Source organism: Nocardia yamanashiensis NBRC 100130 (assembly GCF_001613325.1).
Lineage (GTDB): Bacteria > Actinomycetota > Actinomycetes > Mycobacteriales > Mycobacteriaceae > Nocardia > Nocardia yamanashiensis.
This window is the reverse complement of record NZ_BDCD01000053.1, coordinates 1-20,673: the sequence shown is the minus strand read 5'-3', so window position 1 is coordinate 20,673 and position 20,673 is coordinate 1. Positions and strand designations below refer to the sequence as shown.

General features: G+C 68.5%; 13 protein-coding genes, 4 tRNA genes and 2 pseudogenes. 11 read left to right on the top strand and 8 right to left on the bottom strand.

Annotated elements, in window-relative coordinates; genetic code table 11:
- The first annotated feature begins 138 nt into the window (after window positions 1–138).
- Both NY1_RS43965 and NY1_RS39930 read left to right on the top strand, forming a co-directional pair.
- Window positions 139–303 carry a DUF5993 family protein gene (locus NY1_RS43965; protein WP_169815480.1) on the top strand — a complete coding sequence of 55 codons (165 nt, stop codon included), beginning with the start codon at window positions 139–141 and terminating at the stop codon, window positions 301–303.
- Window positions 300–959, top strand: coding sequence for a disulfide bond formation protein B (locus NY1_RS39930; RefSeq protein ID WP_218028565.1), 660 nt, complete (start codon window positions 300–302; stop codon window positions 957–959). The genes NY1_RS43965 and NY1_RS39930 overlap by 4 nt, the downstream gene beginning before the upstream one ends.
- On the opposite strand, the pseudogene NY1_RS42495 reads toward NY1_RS39930, so the two are convergent.
- Window positions 956–4,930, bottom strand: a pseudogene (locus NY1_RS42495) (non-ribosomal peptide synthetase); the annotation flags it as partial. The gene NY1_RS39930 and the pseudogene NY1_RS42495 sit on opposite strands and share 4 nt — an antisense overlap.
- A gap of 285 nt (window positions 4,931–5,215) precedes the next feature.
- On the opposite strand from NY1_RS42495, the gene NY1_RS39920 reads away from it, so the two are divergent.
- A complete protein-coding gene (locus tag NY1_RS39920) occupies window positions 5,216–6,835 on the top strand; it encodes a (2,3-dihydroxybenzoyl)adenylate synthase (RefSeq protein WP_067722972.1) in 1,620 nt (539 codons plus the stop codon).
- A gap of 111 nt (window positions 6,836–6,946) precedes the next feature.
- Entirely contained in the window at window positions 6,947–7,816 is an 870-nt protein-coding gene (locus tag NY1_RS39915) for an oxidoreductase (protein WP_067722970.1), read from the top strand.
- Between the two features lie 27 nt (window positions 7,817–7,843).
- Here the strand turns inward: NY1_RS39915 and NY1_RS39910 are convergent, their stop codons facing one another.
- Window positions 7,844–9,175 carry a salicylate synthase gene (locus tag NY1_RS39910; protein ID WP_067722968.1) on the bottom strand — a complete coding sequence of 444 codons (1,332 nt, stop codon included), beginning with the start codon at window positions 9,173–9,175 and terminating at the stop codon, window positions 7,844–7,846.
- Between the two features lie 212 nt (window positions 9,176–9,387).
- Here NY1_RS39910 and NY1_RS39905 point away from each other — a divergent pair, with 212 nt between their 5' ends.
- Together NY1_RS39905 and NY1_RS39900 are read left to right on the top strand one after the other, a co-directional pair.
- A complete protein-coding gene (locus NY1_RS39905; RefSeq protein ID WP_067722966.1) occupies window positions 9,388–11,757 on the top strand; it encodes a glycerol-3-phosphate 1-O-acyltransferase in 2,370 nt (789 codons plus the stop codon).
- The gene (locus NY1_RS39900) at window positions 11,754–13,304 is read left to right on the top strand and encodes an HAD-IB family hydrolase (protein WP_084536265.1); all 1,551 of its coding nucleotides are present in this window, start codon (window positions 11,754–11,756) and stop codon (window positions 13,302–13,304) included. The genes NY1_RS39905 and NY1_RS39900 overlap by 4 nt, the downstream gene beginning before the upstream one ends.
- Before the next feature lie 65 nt (window positions 13,305–13,369).
- Here NY1_RS39900 and NY1_RS39895 read toward each other — a convergent pair whose 3' ends face one another.
- The 6 genes from NY1_RS39895 to NY1_RS39875 form a co-directional block, all read right to left on the bottom strand.
- On the bottom strand, window positions 13,370–14,071 hold the full coding sequence (locus NY1_RS39895) for a polyprenol monophosphomannose synthase (RefSeq protein WP_067723004.1): 702 nt from the start codon (window positions 14,069–14,071) through the stop codon (window positions 13,370–13,372).
- A 130-nt stretch (window positions 14,072–14,201) separates the two neighbouring features.
- Entirely contained in the window at window positions 14,202–14,375 is a 174-nt protein-coding gene (locus NY1_RS43960) for a hypothetical protein (RefSeq protein WP_169815479.1), read from the bottom strand.
- A gap of 294 nt (window positions 14,376–14,669) precedes the next feature.
- Window positions 14,670–14,743, bottom strand: a tRNA-Phe gene (locus NY1_RS39890).
- Window positions 14,744–14,777: 34 nt separating this feature from the next.
- Window positions 14,778–14,851, bottom strand: a tRNA-Asp gene (locus NY1_RS39885).
- A 33-nt stretch (window positions 14,852–14,884) separates the two neighbouring features.
- Window positions 14,885–14,957, bottom strand: a tRNA-Glu gene (locus tag NY1_RS39880).
- Between the two features lie 92 nt (window positions 14,958–15,049).
- The gene (locus NY1_RS39875; protein ID WP_067722963.1) at window positions 15,050–15,715 is read right to left on the bottom strand and encodes a TetR family transcriptional regulator; all 666 of its coding nucleotides are present in this window, start codon (window positions 15,713–15,715) and stop codon (window positions 15,050–15,052) included.
- A 1,118-nt stretch (window positions 15,716–16,833) separates the two neighbouring features.
- Between NY1_RS39875 and NY1_RS39870 the strand changes: the two genes are divergently transcribed.
- The 5 genes and pseudogenes from NY1_RS39870 to NY1_RS39850 all read left to right on the top strand — a co-directional run.
- Window positions 16,834–16,906 (top strand) — tRNA-Lys (locus tag NY1_RS39870).
- Between the two features lie 134 nt (window positions 16,907–17,040).
- Window positions 17,041–17,652 (top strand): DUF937 domain-containing protein, encoded by a 612-nt coding sequence (locus NY1_RS39865; RefSeq protein WP_067722961.1) that lies wholly within the window; start codon window positions 17,041–17,043, stop codon window positions 17,650–17,652.
- A 211-nt stretch (window positions 17,653–17,863) separates the two neighbouring features.
- Window positions 17,864–18,850 (top strand): acyl-ACP desaturase, encoded by a 987-nt coding sequence (locus NY1_RS39860; protein WP_067722960.1) that lies wholly within the window; start codon window positions 17,864–17,866, stop codon window positions 18,848–18,850.
- A 140-nt stretch (window positions 18,851–18,990) separates the two neighbouring features.
- Window positions 18,991–20,139: a tRNA dihydrouridine synthase DusB gene (gene dusB / locus NY1_RS39855; protein ID WP_067722959.1), complete on the top strand. Its 1,149-nt coding sequence runs from the start codon at window positions 18,991–18,993 to the stop codon at window positions 20,137–20,139.
- 198 nt (window positions 20,140–20,337) lie between these two features.
- A pseudogene (locus tag NY1_RS39850) lies at window positions 20,338–20,673 on the top strand (LCP family protein); the annotation flags it as partial.

The window sequence follows — 20,673 nt, the reverse complement described above, 5'->3', positions numbered from 1 at the left end:
CGGCCGTCACCGCCGGGTCTCCGTCCGCCCGCTTCGGCGCCGGTGGTTAGCCGATGCTTTGCGAACAGCCTTGCCGCAACGGCGTGTCCGCCACCTTGTTACCCGCCACTACCAGCCGAAACAGGTACGGTCCGCGATATGGACACGCTCATAGTCGCGGGTTTGCTGGCCGTGGTCTATCTGATCTGGAAACAGGGATCTCGGCGTTCGTTCCTGACTCTCTGGTGGGTGGTCGCGCTGATGACCGGCGCGCTGCTGAAGTACCACATCACCAGCAGCCTCGGATTGGGGCTGACCTGGTGACCGAGACCGATATCGAGATCGAGGTCAGCCACTCGCGCGGTGGCGCGCTGGGTCAGCTGCAGTATTGGCTGGCAGTGATTTTCGTGGTCGGCTGGACCGGCGTGGTGTGCGGCGGGCTGGCGGTGCAGTTCTTCAACTGGGAATACCCGTGCCCGCTGTGCATGATCCAGCGGTACTTCATGTTCCTGGCCGCGCTGGGCGGGGCCTATATCGTGCGCAAGGGTATGACCGGGCTGATCAAGCCGCGCGATTACGCGGTCGGCTGGGGCCTGGCCATCGTGGCCTGCTTCGGCGGCGGGTTCACCGCGTGGCGGCAGACCATGCTGCACATCCTGCCCGGCGATCCCGGCTACGGCGGGGCGGTGCTGGGGCTGCATCTGTACGTGTGGGCGTGGATCCTTTTCGTCGCGGCCATCACGACCATCGGTGTGGTGCTGTCGTTTTCGTGGTCGACGGCGGCCACCGTCATTCCGGCGGCGCCGCATCGGCTCATCGGGAAGCTGGCTATCGGTTTCTGCGCGCTGATTCTGGTGGTGAATCTGGTGGCGGTGTTCCTCCTGGAGGGCTTCCACTGGGTACTCCCGGACGATCCCGCCTGCTACAAGTTCTTCTACGACCTCCACATCCTGAAAGACGGCTGCGAGCTGCCGGGTTAGGAGAGGGCGAGCACCTCGTCGTCGGACATGGCGGCGACCTCCAGGTACAGCGCGGCGATCTGCTCCAGGCGGCCCGCCGCGCCCGCCCGGCGCTCGCGTTCCAGCAGGCGTTCCGCGAGCCCGGCCACGGTGCGGGCGGCGAAGAAGTCCGAGACCACCGTGTCCGGCGATTCCAGCCAATCGCGCACCCGGGCCACCACGGCGGTGGCGAGCACCGAATCGCCGCCCAGGGCGAAGAAGTCGTCGGTGACGCCGACCCGGTCGCGCTCCAGGACGCCGGCGACGATATCGGCCAGGGCGCGTTCGGGATCGGTTCGGGGAGCGACGAATTCGCGTTCGGTCTCATCCTCCGCGAGCAGGCGTCCGATGGCCTTGCGGTCCGGCTTACCGTTCGAGGTGAACGGCAGTTCGGGCAGCAGTTCCAGGCGGCCGGGGATCATGTAGGCGGGCAGCAGGTCGGCCAGGGCATTTGTCAGAGCCGTTGCGTCCAAAGTGATTCCGTCGTTGGCGACGACCACCGCGGCGAGCTTCGGCGCGGACTTGCCGACGATCGCGGCGATGGCGTGGCGGACACCGGGCAGCGCGCGCAGGGCGCTCTCCACCTCGCCGAGCTCCACCCGGTAGCCGCGGATCTTCACCTGATGGTCGGCGCGGCCCAGGAATTCCAGGGTGCCGTCGGACAGGTAGCGCGCGAGATCGCCGGTGCGGTACCAGTTCACGCCCTCGTGGGTGACGAACCGGTCGGCGGTGCGCTCGGCATCGCCGCGATAGCCCGCGGCCACGCCGTCCCCGCCGATCCACAGCTCACCGGTGACCCAGTCCGGGCAGTCGTGCCCGGACGGGCCGACCACCCGGCAGCGCACATTGCGCAGCGGGGTGCCGTAGGGCACGGCCGACCATTCGGGCGGAACCTGGGCGTTCACCACTTCGCAGATGGTGGAGTGGATGGCGGTCTCGGTGGCGCCGCCCAGACCCGCGAACCGGCAGTCAGGTGCGACGGCGGCGAGCCGTGACGGCAGCGCTACGTCCACCCAGTCCCCGCCCAGGATCACCATGCGCAAGCTGTCCAGGGGCTGCCCGGCGGCGGCCGCCAGGGTCATATCGAGCAGGCTCGGCACGCAGTTGAGCACCGAAACCCGGTGCCGCCGCAGGATTTCCACCCAGCGGGCCGGATCCGCGCGCTGGGCGTCGTCCACCGCGACCACCGCGCCGCCGGCGCTCAGCAGTCCGAAGATGTCGTACACCGAGAGGTCGAATTCCAAGGCGGACAGGGCGAGTGCGCGATCCGCCGCGCCGATCCCGAACCGCTCGTTGAGATCGTCGATGGTGTTCATGGCCGCCCGGTGCGGCACCTCCACGCCCTTCGGCTTGCCGGTGGATCCGGAGGTGAACAGCACGTAGGCGATCTGCTCCGGGTCCGGCAGCACCGGTTCGGGCAGTGGTTCGGCGAACACCCGCGCCTCGGCCAGCGGAATCGCCCGCACCTCGGGCACCTCGGCCCCGGCGGTCAGTATCGCGACCGCCTCGCCGGTCCGCAGGATCTCGGCGCGCCGGGCGGCGGGCTGGTCGAAACCAACCGGCACGTACACCGCACCGGCCGCCAGCACACCGCAGATAGCCAGCACCTGATCCGGGCCCTTCGGCAACTGCACAGCCACCGAATCGCCCTGCCGCACACCGGCCGCCCGCAGCGCACCGGCCACCGCGAGCGCCTCCGCCGCGAGCTCACCGAAGGTGAGGGTCCGAATCGTATTGCCCGGGAGCGGATTCCGATCGCCATCTGTACGATCCCGGCCGTCGACCGCACCCACCGCGGCTACCGCCGCAGAGTCGCGACCGGCCGGTTCAAAGTTTGCCGATGCGAGCGCCTGAACACCGGTTTCCCAGATGACAGCGGCCGCATCCGGGTGCTGCGCGGCATGCGCGAACAGCCCCGCGTGCAGGACACGCCCGCTCACCGGCCCGTCGGTAGCGTTCACCCGGGCCCGAATGACGGCCTGTTCCACCGGAATCCGCACGGCCGCGTCGGCGTCCCACCCCGCATCCCCGGCGACCCGCCGCGGCACAGGGGCGGCACCCTGCTCCGCGCCACCGGCACCGCCCGATATGGCAGTGACCGCACTCGCGGCGACAGCAGCAGCAGGGGTCCCGGCAGCAGCAAGGGGCGCGGCAGCAGGCGTTGCGGCAGCAGCAGGCGTTGCGGCTTCTCCTGTGCCGAGCGGGGTTTCGGAGTTCACGGGGCCGTCAGGATCAGCGGCCGGGGCAGCGGGGAACAGCGGACCGGTCTCCTGGTCGCTGGAGCCCGCCAGGCGCAGGACCGCTTCGATGTAGCGGGTGAACATGGTCTCGACCATGTGCGCGGGGAAGGCGTTCTCGCGGACGTCCCAGTTCAGCAGCAGACCGCCGCGCACCTCGGTGACCTGGGCGTCCAGCAGGACCTGCGGGCCCTGGGAGATGATCCAGACGGGATCGCCGAAGGTGTCGGTGACCTGGTCGCCGAAGAGCTCGCCGAGGTTGATGGCGCTGGTGTAGACGATGGGCGCGAGCACCGGTTCGCCGCGGTGGCGGCCGAGGTCGCGCAGGACCTCGAGTCCCGAGTACGCGGAATGCGCTCCGGCGGAATGCAATTCGCGCTGCAAAGCCTGCGCACGCTCGGTGACGGTGGCGGGTTCGGTGACGTCGACTTCCAGCAGCACCGAGGAGGTGAAGTCGCCGATCACGCCGTCGACCTGCGGATGCACCGGTTCACGGTGGAAGAGCGGCAGATTCAGCAGGAACCGCCGCTGCGCGGACCAGCCGCCGATGGTTTCGGCGAAGACGGAGGCGAGGGCCATGGCCGGGGTGATGCCGCGCGCGTGCGCGTTGGCGAACATGCGCGCCTTCGCCTCGGGCGAGAGCCAGCGATGGAAACGTACGGTGCGCGCCTCGGCGTCCGGGGTCTCGAGCGCACGCGGAAGTTCCGGCGCTCCGGGCATTTCCGGCAGTCGCGCCTGCCACCATTCGCGATCGGCCGCGTGCTCGGGAGCGGGCGCGGCATGCTCGGCCAGGTACTGCCGGAACGTGTACTCCTGCGGCGGCAGCTGCTCACCGTGGTAGAGCCGCGCCAGATCGGCGATGAGAATCCGGTAGCTCATGGCATCCGCCGCGAGCATGTCCACATCGAGGTGGAACCGCGTGCGCCCCTCGGGCAGCAGCGTCAGCGCGATATCGACGACCTGCCCCTCCTCGACCGCCATCAGCTGATGAGTCCGCTTGTCCCGCAACTCCCCCAGCACCCGCTCGGCCTCGGCAGCCGTCGCACCACTCAGATCGGTGACACTCCACACCGGCCGCCCCGGCCGCTCCAGCGTCTGCTGAGTCCCGTCCGGCAGGAACCGCGTACGCAACATCGGATGCCGCCGCACCAGCGCCTCCACCGCCCGCCCGAGCCGCTCGGCCTCGACCCCCGCCCCGTCGAACTCGACATACAGATGCGCTGCCACAGCCCCGAGCTGCTGCCCATCGGACCGCCCGATCCAATACGCGTGCTGCATGGGCGCCAGCGCGAACGGCGTACCGTCATCCGGCACCACCGCGGCATTCCTACCGGAGGCGGGACCTACACCCGCCGTGCCTGAGATCTCATCCCCGGCGGACGTACCGGGCGCCGCGGCGGCCGAATTCACCTCTGGCGCATCGGAGTCGGCGGGGGCGGGGAGGGCCGGGGAGTTCACGGCCGCCGCACCGGGCGCGGGGATGGAACCGGCCGCGTCTACGACGGTTCCTTCCCCGGTCTGCGCCGGTGCGGCGGTCGTGCCCGCATCGCCGCCATCGATTGCGGCGTTGTCCCCGCCGAGCATTCGATGCCAGGCGGCGACGGTGGGTTCGGCGGCGAGCTGGGCGAAGTTGACGGCGAGGCCGCGCTTGCGCCAGGAGCCCGCGAGTTTCATGGTGCGGATGGAGTCCAGGCCGAGCTGGATCAGGTCGTCGTGGTCGGCGATGCCCGCGGCGTCGAGGTCGAGGTGGCGGGCGATGGCCGCGCGGATCTCGTCCTTGGCGATGCCGCCCCCACTGTTCCGGCCTGCCGGTAGGCCCGGTGCTGACTCCATTTCCGCTGGTGCTCCTTGTCTGAGGCGGCGGCCGGCCCGGGTCGACGCGGCGGGCGGCGCCACTGGCGATCCGGCGCGAAACCGGACTTGTCGAGCAGCAGCGTAACCCATTGAGATAGGGTTGCCTAACCTTTGTAACCGCACCCTTACCCGCTAGAGGCCAGAGCTGTGACATCGATTTCCACCGCCGCCGGGCACCACCGCGACGGCTTCGTGCCCTTTCCGACCGATCTCGCCGAGCGCTACCGGACGGCCGGGTACTGGGCGGGACGCCCGCTCGGCGAGCTGCTGCGCGACGCGGCCCGGCGGTGGCCGGAGCGGCCGGCCCTGCTGTCCGATACCGGGGCGCCCGTCAGCTACGCCGCCCTCGACGCGGCGGCCGACCGGATGGCGCACGGCTTCCGGAAACTCGGTCTGGCGCCGGGCGATCGGGTGGTCGTGCAGCTGCCCAACGTGCCGGAGTTCCTGCCGGTGCTGTTCGGCCTGCTGCGCGCGGGGGTCATTCCGGTGCTCACCCTGCCCGCGCATCGCCGGGCCGAGATCGAGCATCTGAGCAGGCTTTCCGAAGCGGCCGCCTATATCGCCGCGGACAGCTTCGGCGATTTCGACTATCGCGTCCTCGCCGCCGAGGTGCAGGCCGCGGTCCCGGCCCTGCGGCACGTGCTGGTGCACGGCGATCCGGGCGCGTTCACCGCCCTGGATTCCATTCCGGCCGAGGGCGATTCGCTCCCCGAGGTGGACGCGAGCGATATCGCCCTGATGCTGGTCTCCGGCGGCACCACCGGCCTGCCCAAGCTGATCGCCCGCACCCACGACGACTACACCTACAACGCGCAGGCCAGCGCCGAGGTGTGCGAACTCGGCCCCGAGGACGTCTACCTCGCGACCCTGCCCGTCGCCCACAACTTCCCGCTGGCCTGCCCGGGCGTGCTCGGCACCGTGGCCACCGGCGGCGCCATGGCCTTCGTCACCGATCCCAGCCCGGAGAACGCCTTCGCGGCCATCGAACGGCATCGGGTGACGGTGACCGCCGTGGTCCCGCCGCTGGCCCAATTGTGGTCCGCCGCGGTCGATTGGGAGGACGCGGACCTGTCCTCGCTGCGCCTGCTCCAGGTGGGCGGCGCGAAACTGGCCGAGGTCAATGCCCGCGAGGTCACCCCGGCGCTGGGCTGCCGCTTGCAGCAGGTCTTCGGCATGGCCGAGGGACTGCTCAACTACACGCGGGTGGAGGATTCCGACGACATCGTCTGCACCACCCAGGGCCGCCCGCTGTCCCCCGGCGACGAGGTGCGGGTGGTGGACGAGGAGGGCAACGACGTCGCCGACGGCGAGGAGGGCGAACTGCTGACCCGCGGCCCGTACACCCTGCGCGGCTACTACCGTGCGCCCGAACACAATGCGCGCGCCTTCACCCCGGACGGCTTCTACCGCAGCGGCGATCTGGTGCGGCGGCTGCCCAGCGGCCACCTGATCGTGTCGGGCCGGATCAAGGACGTGATCAATCGCGGCGGCGAGAACATCTCCTGCGACGAGCTGGAGGAGCACCTGCTCGCCTATCCGGGCGTCCGGCACGCCGCCGCCGTGGGCCTGCCCGATGCGGCGCTCGGCGAAAAGGCCTGCGCGGTACTGGTGGTGGAGGACGAGATGCCGACTCTCGCGGCGATCAAGTCCTTCCTGACCGAACGCGGCCTGGCCACCTACAAACTGCCGGATGTGCTGCGACAGGCGGACACGCTGCCCGTCACCGCCGTCGGCAAGATCGACAAGAAGGCGCTGCGCGGAGCCTAGCCGGGCGTTCCGCGCAACCCGGGCGCCGCTGACCGGAGTCGTTGCGGCCGTGTGTATTCGATCACGGCCGTTCGGCACGACAGGCCCGGGCCCGCATCATAGAGTTTGTCTATGGGTGGGTGGACGACAGCTGATATCCAGGATCTGACCGGCAAGACCTACATCGTCACCGGAGCCACCAGCGGCCTCGGCGCGGCGACCGCGCGCGCCCTGGCGGCGGCCGGCGGACAGGTGATCATGGCCTGCCGCAACGAGATCAAGGGCCAGGCGGTCGCGAAGACCATGTACGGGCGCGGTCAGGTGCGCGCGCTCGATCTAGCCGATCTCGCGTCGGTCCGCGCCTTCGCCGAGACCGTCGAACACGCCGATGTGCTGATCAACAACGCGGGCGTGATGGCGGTGCCGTTGAGCCACACCGCCGACGGGTTCGAAATGCAGATCGGGACGAACTTCCTCGGTCATTTCGCACTGACCGGCCTACTGCTGGACCGGATTTCGGAGCGGGTGGTGTCGCTGTCCAGCCTCACCCATCTGATCGGGCACATCGATCTCGACGACCTGAACTGGGAGCGCCGGCCGTACCAGCGCTTCGGGGCCTACGGGCAGTCCAAACTGGCCATGCTCATGTTCACCTACGAACTGCAGCGCCGGCTCACCGCCGCGGGCAGCGCCAAGCTGGCGGTGGCCGCGCATCCGGGCTACGCCGCCACCGAGATCAATTCCAAGACCCAGAACTTCCTGGAGCGCTTCATCTCGCTCGGCAATCGCCTGATCGCGCAGAGCGCCGAAATGGGCGCGCTGCCAACCCTGTACGGCGCGGTCGCCGACGCCCGCCCGGGCGCCTACTACGGCCCGGAATGGCTGGCCTGGCGCGGCCACCCCGTCCGCAATGCCTCCAGCAACGCCTCGCACGACGAGAAAACCGCCCGGCAGCTCTGGGAGCTGGCCGAGCGGCTGACCGGAGTCGAATTCCCGCTCTGACGAGCGGATTTCGGACGTGCGTGAGGGTCAGGCACGCACCACGTACGGCGCGACGCTGCCCAGCTTCTCGCAGGTCTCCTCGAATTCGCGTTCGGGCTTGGACTGCCCGACCACGCCGGCGCCGGCGCGCAGCCACGCCCCCGCACCGGTCTGGTAGACCGCGCGCAGCACCAGCGTCGCCTCCAGCGCACCGTCCGGCGAAACCGTCACCACGGCACCGGAATACAGCCCGCGGTCATCGTGGTCGAGGCGGAACACCGCGTCCACGCCGGCTGCCTTCGGGATGCCCGAGGCGGTCACCGACGGGAACAGCATTTCCAGGGCGTCCCACGGGCTGCGATCGGCGGCCAGCACACCCTTGACCGTGGAGGCCAGGTGCTGCACGCTGCCGCGCTCGCGCACCGCCATGAAATCGGACACCGCGGTGGTCTCCGGTTCGGCCACCGCCGCGATCTCGGCGAACGAGAGCTGCACCGACAGCGCGTGTTCCACGATCTCCTTGGGATCGCGGACCAGCTCGGCGCGGGCCGCCTCGTCCACGTCCGCGCCGCGCCCGAACGCCCGGGTGCCCGCGAGGGGTTCGGTGGTCACCACGCGATCGCCGTCCACGGCCGCCACCAGTTCCGGGCTGAACCCGGCCGCTTCCAGCCCGCCGAGACGCAGCAGGAAGGAGCGCGCGGGCGTGTTGTTGACCCGGCCCAGGCGGTAGGTCTCCGGAATGTTCACCGCGAACGGCAGTTCCACCTTCCGCGACAGGATGACCTTCTGGTACTTGCCGGAATTGATCTCCGCGACACCGGCCGCGACCCGGTCCCGGTACCCGGTCGGATCGACGGTCACATCCACCGGATGCGCCACCGGCAGCGCGCTGCCCTGGGCATTCGCGATCAGCTCGTGGATATCGGCGGTCTCGGCGGGCGTCGCCCCCGACACCCGCACCCCGGCGGCGTCGATGCGCACCTCGATGCGCGGAATCATCAAGTGCGCGAGGGTGGCCCGCGGGTGCACGTGCGCGGTCGCGCCCAGCGACCAGGCGCAGAACTCGAAGCCGATCCAGCCGTACGCATTGCGCCGCTGCGGAAGTCCGGCCAGCGCGCGATCCACGGCCTGCGCCGGGCTGCCGTCCCACGGCCCGGCGACGGTCTCGCCGTCCCAGGTGACCCGCAGTTCACCGGCATCGAGTTCGATGCCGCCGAGCGGATCGGCCGCGAACACCCACGCACCGGGCTGTTCGTAGACCACGTACTCGCCGAAGCGATCCGCTGCCGCCAATGCGGTCACCGCGGCCACCGGATCGGTGACGTGCTCACCCCACCGCTGTTCGCCCCCGGCTCGTACCCGCTCGTCCGCGACCGTCACCAGTCCTCCAAGGTTAGCTTTACCTTACTCAACTCGAGTGAGGTTAGCATTACCTTTCCAATAGGCGCGAGGCCGGCCGAGCGAGCTCGATCACTCCGCTCTACGACACTCCGAATCCCGCGGGCCGCTGGGTGAATTGACCGACCCGACCCGCCGCGACCACCCGATCGGCTTGAATGGGATACGGCGGTCCACCTGCGGAGGGAACGAAGATGCTCGATCACGACAGCCGGCTCCCCCGGGCCGCCAGCACACCGGGTTCCGTGGTCGCCCTGGTGGACGCGGCCGGGCAGGTGGAACGCGAACTCGTCGGCAATTGGCTGGCCGAAGGCGGCATCGCGCAGGAATTCGGCACCAGCGCCCCCGTCACCCAGCTCGACCTCGATCCCGACGCGGTGACCGCGCGCCTGGTCGGGCGCAGCGACGATCCGCTCGTGGTGCCGGTGCGGGTGCTGTGGCTGCCGCCGGAACGAGACGGCGTGCGGCGCACCACCTTCAACGATCTGCTCACCCTCACCAATCCGCGCAAACCCAATCGGTTCGTGCAGCGGCGGCTGCTCGCCAAGGCCCCCGACCGGCACCTGGTGCTCACCGGCGCGCCCGCCCGGCTGAGCGAGCTGCGGGCCAATAATCCGGGATCGGCCGGAGCGCCGGAAGCCTTCGCGCGGGCCATCGTTCGCGCCGGCATCGTGGCCCTGGAACGCGCCGAACGCGCGGTCATCGGCGACCGGTACAAGGTGCCGCGGCTGGTGGCCGAGGAGATCCTGGACTCGCCGGAATTCCTGCGGCGGCTCGACGTCATCGCCGAAGCCACCGGCACCTCCGCGCGCGAGGTGTACCGGCGCGCCGAGAAGGCGCTGAAGGAACTGGTGGCCGCGCAGAGCCGGCTGGTGTCGGACCTGTTCACCCAGGCCATGCGGCCGGTGCACGCCTCCACCTGGAAGGTGGACAGCGACGAGACCGGGCTGGACCGGCTCAAACACCTGAACCGGCGGTACCCGCTGGTGTTCCTGCCCTCGCACCGGTCCTACGTGGACGCCTTCGTGCTCGGGGACATTCTGGCGCGCAACGACTTTCCGCCCAATCACGTGGTGGGCGGGGCCAATCTCAAATTCTGGCCGATCGGGCCCATCGCCCGGCGCACCGGCACCGTGTTCATCCGCCGCAGCTTCGGCGACGACGAGGTGTACAAGGCGGTCGTCGAGGAGTACTTCGCCTATCTGCTGGCCAAACGCTTCAACCTGGAGTGGTACTTCGAGGGCGGGCGCACCCGCACCGGCAAACTGCGGCCGCCACGCTACGGCCTGCTGAACTACCTCGCGGCGGCGCTGCGGTACAAACGCATCGACGATGTGATGCTGGTGCCGGTGTCGATCACCTACGAGCGGCTCAACGAGATCGGGGCCATCGCCGACGAGCAGACCGGCGGCCGCAAACAGGCCGAGGGGCTGGCCTGGCTGGCGCGCTACGTACGCAATCAACAGCATTCGGCCGGACACGTGTACGTCCGGTTCGGCACCCCGCTGTCGGCGCGGGAAAGGCTGACCGCGCACGGGGATCCGCTCACCGCGCACCCGCCCGTCAACGCCCCCGACGAGGTGCTGGAGCTGGAACACAAAGCGGTGCAACGGCTCGCGTTCGAAGTCGCCGTCGGCATCAACGACGTCACGCCGGTCACCGTGAACGCGCTCACCACGCTGGTGCTGCTGGGCGTGCACGAACGCGCGCTCACCAGAACCGAACTGCGGGCCGCCATCGCACCCGTGCTCGGGTATCTGGAGAGCCGGGACCTGCCGCGTGGCGAACTCGCCACCCTGCGCGACGATCACGGGCTGGCGGTGGTGCTGGAACAGCTGGCCGTGGCCAAGGTGGTGACCGTGTATCGCGGTGGGCTGGAACCGGTCTACTCGATCGGCGCGGGCGCGCACCTGGAGGCCGCGTTCTATCGCAACAGCGCCGTGCACTGGTTCGTCAACCGCGCCATTCTCGAACTGTCGGTGCTCACCGCCGTCGAAGCGCCCGAGGGCGATCAGCTGCGGGTCGGCTGGGAGACCGCCTACCGGCTGCGCGATCTGCTCAAGTTCGAGTTCTTCTTCCCCGAACGCGCCGAATTCACCAGCCAGCTCACCGCCGAGATGCTGCGCGTCGATCCGGAATGGCACCGGCGCACCGCGGCCGGGACGGTCGGCACCGAAATCCTGGCCAAGCTGGCCGAATCCGGGTTCATCATGGCGCACCGGGTGCTGCGCTCGTTCATCGATGCGCAACTGGTGGTGGCCGAACGGCTGGCCGCGAGCGATCCGGCGGCGCCGGTGGACAAGAAGGCGCTCGTCGCCGAAGCGCTCAGCGTGGGCAAACAGATGCTGCTGCAACAGCGTCTGCACAGTCCCGAATCGGTGTCCTCGGAATTGTTCGGCAGCGCACTCAAACTCGCCGACAATCACGGCCTGCTCGAACACGGCGACGATCCGGCCGAGCTGGCCGAGCGGCGCGCCCGGTTCGCGGCCGAACTGCGGGCCATCGGGGCGCGGATCTCACGGGCCGCCACCCTGGACCCGTCCAATCGGCTGGACACGCTATGACGCATCGGGCCGGCGATTCGACACTGTCCGGAGGCGATGCGCTGCAACCGACTCCGCTGGAACCGGGGCTCGGCATCACCCAGCAGCCGGTCGGGACGGTCAGCCTCGACGACACCCTGGCCGCGATCCGCTCCGGACCGCAGGGGCCGCGCATCGCCGCCGTCTTCGATTTCGGGGGCACCGTGGTCGCGGGGTTCAATCCGCCCGCGCTGCCGAGCCGGATGCTGCGGCGGCGCAACAGCGAACGCACGCTCGCCGCCGAACTGCTGGGCGGCATCCGGGGGGCGCGCAGCGAAGGCGAATACGAGCGGTTCCTGCAGCAGATCATGTACTCCTGGGCGGGCGTGCCGGAGGCGGAACTGGAAAAGCTGGGCGCACAGGTGTTCCAGCGCACCGTGTACGGGCACCTGTATCCGGAGGCGTGGCGGCTGGTGCGCGAGCACGAAGCGGCCGGGCACACCATCGTGCTGGTGAGTTCGCTCACCCGGTATCAGGTGCGGCCGGTAGCCGCGGAGCTCGGCATCCCGCACGTGCTGTGCACCACCATGGCGGTGCAGGACGGCGTGCTGACCGGGCACGTGGAGGGAAAACCGCTGTGGCGCAACGGCAAGGCCGATGCGGTGCGGCGGTTCGCCATCGCGCACGATATCGACCTGGAACACAGCTGGGTGTACGGCGACAGCGCCGCCGACCTGCCGTTATTACAGCTGGGCGGGCAGCACGTGGCGGTGAACCCGGATCCCCGGGTGCTGCTGGAGGCCGCCGAGAAGGATTGGCCGGTACTGCATTTCCGGCCCCGGCAGTCCCCGGGCGCGGCCGACTACGCGCGCACCCTGGCCGGTTTCACCGGGCTGCTCGGCGGGGCACTGTTCGGGGTCGCGGCCCAGGCGCACACCAAACAGCGCCGCCGGATGGCGGATTCGATGATGACCTACGCGGCGGACTCGACGCTGCGCGGCACCGGGGTGCGGGTCCGGGTGAGCGGGGCGGAATACACCCGGGCGCCGCGGCCGGCCGTGTTCATCTTCAATCACCAGAGCCAGTTCGACATCGTGGTGCTGGCCGAGGTGCTGGGGACCGGATTCACCGGCATCGCCAAGAAGGAGATCACCAAGAACCCGGTGTTCGGGCCGCTCATGCGCTTCGTCGAGGTGACGTTCATCGACCGGGCGAATGTGGTGGCGGCCAAGGCGGCGCTGGCGCCGGTGGTCGAAACCCTGCGCGGCGGACTGTCGGTGGTGATCGCGCCGGAGGGCACCCGGTCGCTGACGCCCAGTGTGGGGCCGTTCAAGAAGGGCGCGTTCCACATCGCGATCCAGGCCGGGGTGCCGGTGATTCCGGTGGTGATCCGGAACGCCGGGGAAATCGCCTGGCGGAATTCGGCGATCGTGCGCAAGGGGGTGGTGGACGTGGCGGTACTGCCGCCGATCGACGTCAGCGGCTGGAATCCGGCCGAAATGGACGGCGAGGTGGAGAAGGTGCGCCAGTTGTTCGTCGAGACCCTGCTGCACTGGCCGGATCTCTCGCAGCCCGGCGCACCGGACTGATCTCTTCCAAATCCAGTCTGCGTTCGCGTCCCGTCAGGGCCGCGAACGCGAGATCCCAGAGTGGGTCAAACCTGCTTGCCGAACAGTAGCTTCCACGGCATCAGGGCCGATTCGAGCTGGACCTTCAAGCTCATCTTCGAAGCGCCCAGGGTCCGCTCCTCGAAGCGGATCGGCACTTCGGCGATCTTGATGCCCTTCTTGACGGTGCGGTAGTTCATCTCGACCTGGAACGAGTAGCCGTTCGACTTGATCGAGGCGACGTCGATGGCGCGCAGCGTATCCGCCTTCCACGCCTTGAAACCGGCGGTCGCGTCCTTCACGCCGAGCCGCAGGATCATGTTCACGTAGAAGTTGGCCCAGGCGGACAGCGCCTTCCGGTACCACTTCCACTCCTCGGCGGTGGAACCGCCGGGCACATAACGCGATCCGAGCACCACGCCCGCGTCGGTGGTCTCCAGCTTCTCCAGCATGGCCGGGATGACCTCGGCCGGGTGCGACAGGTCGGCGTCCATCTGGATCACCACGTCCGCGCCCTCGTCCAGTGCCTTCGTGATGCCGGCGATGTAGGCCCTCCCCAGGCCGTCCTTCTCCGTACGGTGCAGCACGCTCACGGCGTTCGGCAGATCCGCGGCCAGCTTGTCGGCGACCTCGCCGGTGCCGTCCGGGGAATTGTCGTCCACAACCAGCACGTGCAGATCGGCCACCGGTAGCGCGGTCAGCCGCTCCACCGCCACCGGCAGGTTCTCCCGCTCGTTGTAGGTCGGCACCACCACGGTCACCTTCAAGGCAAAGCCCTCCCGCTCGTTTCTTGCCCGTTTCAGCTCAAGAAACGGTACTTGATAGGTCTGAGCACCACATGACCGCATCATCGGGGGGCGCCGCGGCATCACCGCGTCATCAGTCTTCTTCCGCGTCGGCCGCCTTGTTCCGCGCCTTCGCGATCTCCAAAGCCCTTTCCGCCGTTGCCTTGTCAGGATAGGGCCCCATCCGGTCCCCCACCCACCCCTGCTTCCCCTGCACGGCCTGATGAGTGGACAAGTCGTAGTACCAAGCATTATCCGAGTCAGCCATGCCTCCAGCATGGCACCAAGATCAGCTCCGCCACACCCGAACACGCAGACAAGCCCGCCCCGCACTGACGTGCGGGGCGGGCGGCAGCCTCGGGCCCAGCACGAGGCGGGCACTACCCGCCCAGACGGCGTGGGACTACCCCCAAGGTGCGGGCTCACCCTCCCCAGCGGCGCGCGGGCTCACCCTCCCGGCGGCGTGAGGGCTCGCCCTCATTACTCTCTTGGGGGTATGGGGGCTTGCCCCCATATAACAAAAAGAAGGCCGCCCCCGGAGGGGGCGACCTTCTGAAGGTTGTGGCCAGAGCCGGGATTGAACCGGCGACCTTCCGCTTTTCAGGCGGACGCTCGTACCAACTGAGCTACCTGGCCGGAGGCACCCAACTGAATGCCATCGCTAGTCTTGCGACCCTGACGGGACTCGAACCCGCGACCTCCGCCGTGACAGGGCGGCGCGCTAACCAACTGCGCCACAGGGCCTTGCTTGCTCCGACAACCATGTCTCCATGGTTGTACCCCCTACGGGATTCGAACCCGCGCTACCGCCTTGAAAGGGCGGCGTCCTAGGCCGCTAGACGAAGGGGGCCCGGCCAGATTGCTCTGGACCGTTGCTCAACGGCATCCGTTGGGAGCGGAGATAGCTTATGACAGCATCCGCCGTAATCCCAAATCCACTGGTCAGAGACCCAAATTGAGATCTTCCAACCGAGCGGACACCTTCCAGCCCACGCGCCGGAACTCCTCGATCCACTCCGGCGTCGCGGTGGCGTCGATGACCACCTCGAGCGCTTCGGCGAAACGGGAACGCAGATCCACCGGGCCGCCCAGCACATCGGAGATATAGCGCTGGCCCGCGAGGGCCGCCGCCAGGGTGCGGGTGAACCGGTCCGGATCGGCGTCCGAGCGCAGTTGTTTGTGCTCGATGGCGCGCACCGCGAGCAGCCGGATGGACCGCCCGAGGATGCGGCCGCCGCCGGCCTGGATGTCGCGATAGAACTCCGGTTCGATGATGAGCCGGAACTCCGCCTGGATGATGATGTCGTTCTCCAAGCGCAGCGCGATCTCGTCGATCATGCCGTGCAAGGTGTCCAGTGGCCCGAGATCGCCTCGGGCGAGCCATCTTTCAGTCGAGGCGCGGTAGCGGTCCACTGCGGCTTCCAAGACCGCCCGCGCCAGATCCTCCTTCGAGTCGAAGTGGAAGTACATGGCGCCCTTGGTCGCCCGGGAACCTTCCAATATGCGGTTGAGCGATGCAGCGGCATAGCCGCTCTTCCCGAACTCAACGGCGGCGGACCTGATGATCGCCGCGCGTGTCCGGCGGGCCCGCTCTTGCTGCCGTGCCATGCTCGAAACGCCTCCGAAGCTAGCTACCGCCGCAAACCTTTTCAAAGTTGCGACGCAAAGTTACGTGTCTTTCAAATACTTTTGAACGGGCTTTGCCCGAATTACCAAACTTTTGGTACGAAAAAGCGCGAAAAACTTGAAACACACCAACTGGTATAGTTTTTCCCGCCCGGGTGCACCGCAGGGGGTGCGCACCCGGGCGTTCACGTCGTGTCGGTCGTCCTCCCGCAGCTTCATCTGTTATGGAGCCGCGATCGGCACGACCGGTCGCGACACGTTCGGGCACATCAACGATAAGCCGAATCCCGTGCCGCCGGGGCAATCCCGGTTCTTCGGGAATTCACCAGTCGGTCAAGTTACCCGGAAAGCGCACCCTGCGTGAGGTGTACCGGAAAGTCAGTTAGCCAGACCGCCCCCTATCGTGCACCGCAATTTCACAGCTACCGAATGGGCGATTGGTCCGAATAGCTGAATTCGCCCATATCCCAGTGATGTTCGGCCCCCGGCCCCGCAGACCCGATTCCGGGCGCACCGCACCGGCATCGCGCCCGGACCTGCACCGCCCCCGCGGCGACGGGCCCGTACGATCCCCTCCCCCGACACCAAAAAGCTTGCCACACATCACCATTGGATGATATTCACACGTGGCCGCCACGAAACAAACTGAGTGGCAACACGATTGCCGAGCGCCGTCCGCCCCCAGGCATGCGCGCGCTCACCTCGGCTCCGCGACACGCCGTCGCGGCGCCCTGCCGGGCCGCGCGGGCGCGTCCCGTCATTGCAATCAGACCCCCCAGCCCGCTTGGCGTGTCCCCCCACCGACCGGTCCGAACCTTCACAACCTCTCATCGTGCCTCCGGCGGTTACCGTCACCGACAGATTCCGACCGGTTCGGCACGTGCCGTCATCGGTTCGGCACACCGTGTCATCGCGCGCTCCGGCACCCGCCGGCCCGCCCGCACCACGCACCGCGCCGCCGCGATACCCGGCCGGCCCCCGTGGCGCGCCGTCGCTCCCTCCGCGTCAACCGCCATGACCTGCGCAAACATCAATGGCCCGAGCACAATCGGATACTCGTTTAACACTTGTGCACACGGCGCACTACACTCACATCCCGCGCCCCTATAGCTCAGTTGGTAGAGCTACGGACTTTTAATCCGCAGGTCCCAGGTTCGAGCCCTGGTGGGGGCACTCGGTCGCGCGGGGCCCGGATGCTACATCCGGGCCCCGCGCCACATCCGCGAATCTGTAGCAATCTGTCCGGTTTTCGCCTACCGTGAGCCTGTTAGGGCTTATCCGGGTCCCCATCACCACAGGCGGAGTTCATGACTTCCTTCGATGACCTGCTTTCCCAAGTACCCGTCGCACAGATCGCCGACAAGCTCGGGGTCGATCAGGCGACCGCGAACACCGCGATCAGTGCGGCCATCCCCGTCCTGCTCGGCGGCTTCCAGGCACAGGCCGGCAACCCCGATGCGGCAGCGCATCTGGAAGGCGAAATCGCAAAGCAGCCAGAGGATCTGCTCGAAGGCGGCGTCAATATCGACCAGGTCGACACCGCGGCCGGCAACCAGGTGGTGGAGCAGACCTTCGGCGCCGAGAAGAACACCGTGATGAGCGCCCTGGGCAATGTCGGCGGCAGCGCCATCACCCAGGACCTGATGTCCAAGCTGCTCCCCATGCTGGCGCCGATCGTGCTCGCCTACGTGGGCAAGAAGATGCTCGGCGGCGCGGGCGCCGGCGGCGGCGCGGCGACCGGGGCCCAGGCGGGCGGCGGCGGCATCGGCGACATCTTGGGTAGCCTGCTGGGGGGCGCCACCGGCGGCGGCCAGGGCGGCAGCGGCGGTCTGGGCGACATCCTCGGCAAGGCGGTCGGTCAGAACGCGGGCAGTGTGCTCGGGAACGTGCTGGGCGGATTGCTCGGCGGCAAGAAGTGACATTGCACCGAGTCCCGGTGTGCGGCTAACGAACTGCGGCCCATGGCGATAGACGTCGCTGTGGGCCGTTGTCGTATGACAACGGTCACCTCCTGCGCAATGGCAATCGTGTGAGTTTCACATCACCCTACGGTCACGTAAGGTATGGGCCGCGGCACTGCGGCCGGCGAGGGAACCAACTGCAAATACGCACAACATGAAGGGCATGTTTATGGCAAAGGATCTGACTCAACTCGAGCTGCTGACGGAGTTGGAGCCGGTTGCCGCGGAGAACGTCAACCGCCACCTCTCCCTGGCCAAGGAATGGCACCCGCACGACTACGTCCCGTGGGAAGAGGGCCGGAACTTCGCCGCCATGGGCGGCATCGACTGGGATCCGGAACAGTCCAAGCTGAGCGAGCTCGCCAAGGCGGCGATGATCACCAACCTGCTCACCGAGGACAACCTCCCCTCCTACCACCGTGAGATCGCCGAGAACTTCTCCCAGGACGGCGCCTGGGGCACCTGGGTGGGCCGCTGGACCGCCGAGGAGAACCGGCACGGCATCGTCATGCGCGACTACCTGGTGGTCACCCGCGGCGTCGACCCGGTCGCCCTGGAGCAGGCCCGCATGATCCACATGACCAATGGATTCGCCTCGCCCACAGAGGAACTGGAGAAGCTCCCGGGCAGCGCGGGCTTCCTGTTCTCGGTGGCGTACGTGACCTTCCAGGAACTCGCCACCCGCGTCTCGCACCGCAATACCGGCAAGGTCTGCGACGATCCCATCGCCGACCGCATGCTGCAGCGCATCGCCGCGGACGAGAACCTGCACATGATCTTCTACCGGAACATGTGCGGCGCGGCCCTCGACCTGAGCCCCGACCAGACCCTCGAAGCCATCACCCTCATCCTGGAGAACTTCCAGATGCCGGGCGCCGGTATGCCCAACTTCCGCCGCAACGGCGTGCTGATGGCCAAGCACGGCATCTACGACCTGCGCCAGCACCTCGAGGAAGTGGTGAACCCGGTGCTGAAGAAGTGGCGCATCTTCGAGCGCGACGACTTCAGCGCGCGCGGCGAGCAGACCCGCGACCGCCTCGGCAATTTCCTCGAGAAGCTCGGCAAGGACGTCGTGAAGTTCGAGGAACAGCGCGACCGCATGCTGGCCCGCGAGGCCGCCAAGCGCGAGAAGGAACTCGCGTCCAACGCGAGCTGATCCGCGACCGCCTGCCACGGCCCCGCCCGACCGCCACGGTCGGGCGGGGCCGTCGCTTTTCCACCCGGCGAATGTGATCGATGCCATCGGGCGGGACATGTGGGACCGGCCACAGGGGCGCGGATGAGACACTGGTCGGCGTGACGACGCTCGAGACCTCGCGAACCGCACTGCGGATCGGCCCCTATCCGGTCGATCCGCCGGTCGTGCTGGCTCCCATGGCGGGCATCACCAATGTCGCCTTCCGGACGCTGTGCCGGGAGTTCGGCAGCGCCACCTCGATCTACGTGTGCGAGATGATCACCGCGCGCGCCATTGTCGAGCGCAACGAGAAGACGCTGCACATGATGGCGTTCGGGCCGGACGAGAGCCCGCGCTCCATGCAGCTGTACGGGGTGGATCCCAAGACGCTCGGCGAGGCCGTGCGCATCATCGTCGGCGAGGGCATGGCCGACCACATCGATCTCAATCTCGGCTGCCCGGTGCCCAAGGTGACCCGCCTCGGCGGCGGCGCGGCACTGCCCTACAAGCGGCAGCTGTTCCGGGACATCATGCGCGCCATGGTTTCCGCGGCCGAACCGGCCGGCGTGCCGATCACCGTGAAGTTCCGGATCGGCATCGACGACGAGCACCTGACCTATCTCGACACCGGCCGCATCGCCGAGGCCGAGGGCGCGAAAGCCGTTGCGCTGCACGCCCGCACGGCCGCGCAGCGGTACTCCGGCGAGGCCGACTGGACCGCCATCGCGCGGCTCAAGGAAGCCGTCACCTCGATTCCGGTGCTGGGCAACGGCGATATCTTCAGCGCCGACGACGCGGTCCGCATGATGGCCGAGACCGGCTGCGACGGCGTCGTGGTCGGGCGCGGATGCCTGGGCCGCCCTTGGCTTTTCGGCGAGCTGGAGGCCGCGCTGCGCGGTGAGCCGATCCCGGCCGGGCCGAATCTGGGCCGGGTCGGCGAGATCCTGTTCCGGCACACCCAGCTGCTCGTCGAGCACGACGGCGAGGACAAGGCCATGCGGGACATCCGCAAGCACATGGCCTGGTATCTGATGGGCTTCCCGGTCGGCTCGGAACTGCGCCGCCGCTTCGCCACCGTCGGCAGCCTCGCCGAACTCGAGGACCTGATCGGGCAGCTCGATCCCACGGCCCCGTTCCCCAAGGACGCCGAGGGCCCGCGCGGCCGGCAGGGCTCGCCCGGCAAGGTCACCCTGCCCGAGGGCTGGCTCGACGACCCGGACGATCCGACCGTCCCCTGCGCTGCCGATGTGATGCACAGCGGAGGCTGAAAAGTCACCATCCGCTCCCGGCCGTATCGCCGTCGCACTGGCAGACTTTCCGCCAGGCGTCGATCCACCGCACCGAAGCGCACGCGGCGGACCAGCGGTGTTCGTGAGTTAGCCGGGACTAAATTCGGTTCAAGTGGTTCACCGTGGCGAAATCGTTATCATGGCGGTCGGCATCGAATAGCAAAGTGAGGTTCGTTGGTGGGTGACGATCGGTACGGGCGCACGCCTCGGCCCGGAGGTCGCGCCCCCTGGGAGCGCTCCGTCGCGGAAGACGCTGCCCAGAATCACACCGGCCGACGCTCCCGGCACAACGACAATGCCGCAGGCGGTTCCGCGCCCATCTCAGTACAGGATCTCGTCGAACGCGTGGACAGCGAACGCAAGACCCGGCGTCGTCGCCGTTCCGAACCCGACGAGAACCCCGGCGCCAACGGGCATTACGAAGAACCCGGCAATTCCGCGGGCTGGCCGGAGGTAGGCAGCGGGCCCACCCGCCGCCCCGCACCGGCGGATCCGGGCGGCACCGCGGCGCGC

Coding starts and splice junctions, on each gene's coding strand:
- NY1_RS39875 (WP_067722963.1), bottom strand. CDS start 15,715: ATGGCACGGCAGCAAGAGCGGGCCCGCCGGACACGCGCGGCGATCATC.
- NY1_RS43960 (WP_169815479.1), bottom strand. CDS start 14,375: ATGGCTGACTCGGATAATGCTTGGTACTACGACTTGTCCACTCATCAG.
- NY1_RS39900 (WP_084536265.1), top strand. CDS start 11,754: ATGACGCATCGGGCCGGCGATTCGACACTGTCCGGAGGCGATGCGCTG.
- NY1_RS39860 (WP_067722960.1), top strand. CDS start 17,864: ATGGCAAAGGATCTGACTCAACTCGAGCTGCTGACGGAGTTGGAGCCG.
- NY1_RS39915 (WP_067722970.1), top strand. CDS start 6,947: ATGGGTGGGTGGACGACAGCTGATATCCAGGATCTGACCGGCAAGACC.
- NY1_RS43965 (WP_169815480.1), top strand. CDS start 139: ATGGACACGCTCATAGTCGCGGGTTTGCTGGCCGTGGTCTATCTGATC.
- NY1_RS39865 (WP_067722961.1), top strand. CDS start 17,041: ATGACTTCCTTCGATGACCTGCTTTCCCAAGTACCCGTCGCACAGATC.
- NY1_RS39905 (WP_067722966.1), top strand. CDS start 9,388: ATGCTCGATCACGACAGCCGGCTCCCCCGGGCCGCCAGCACACCGGGT.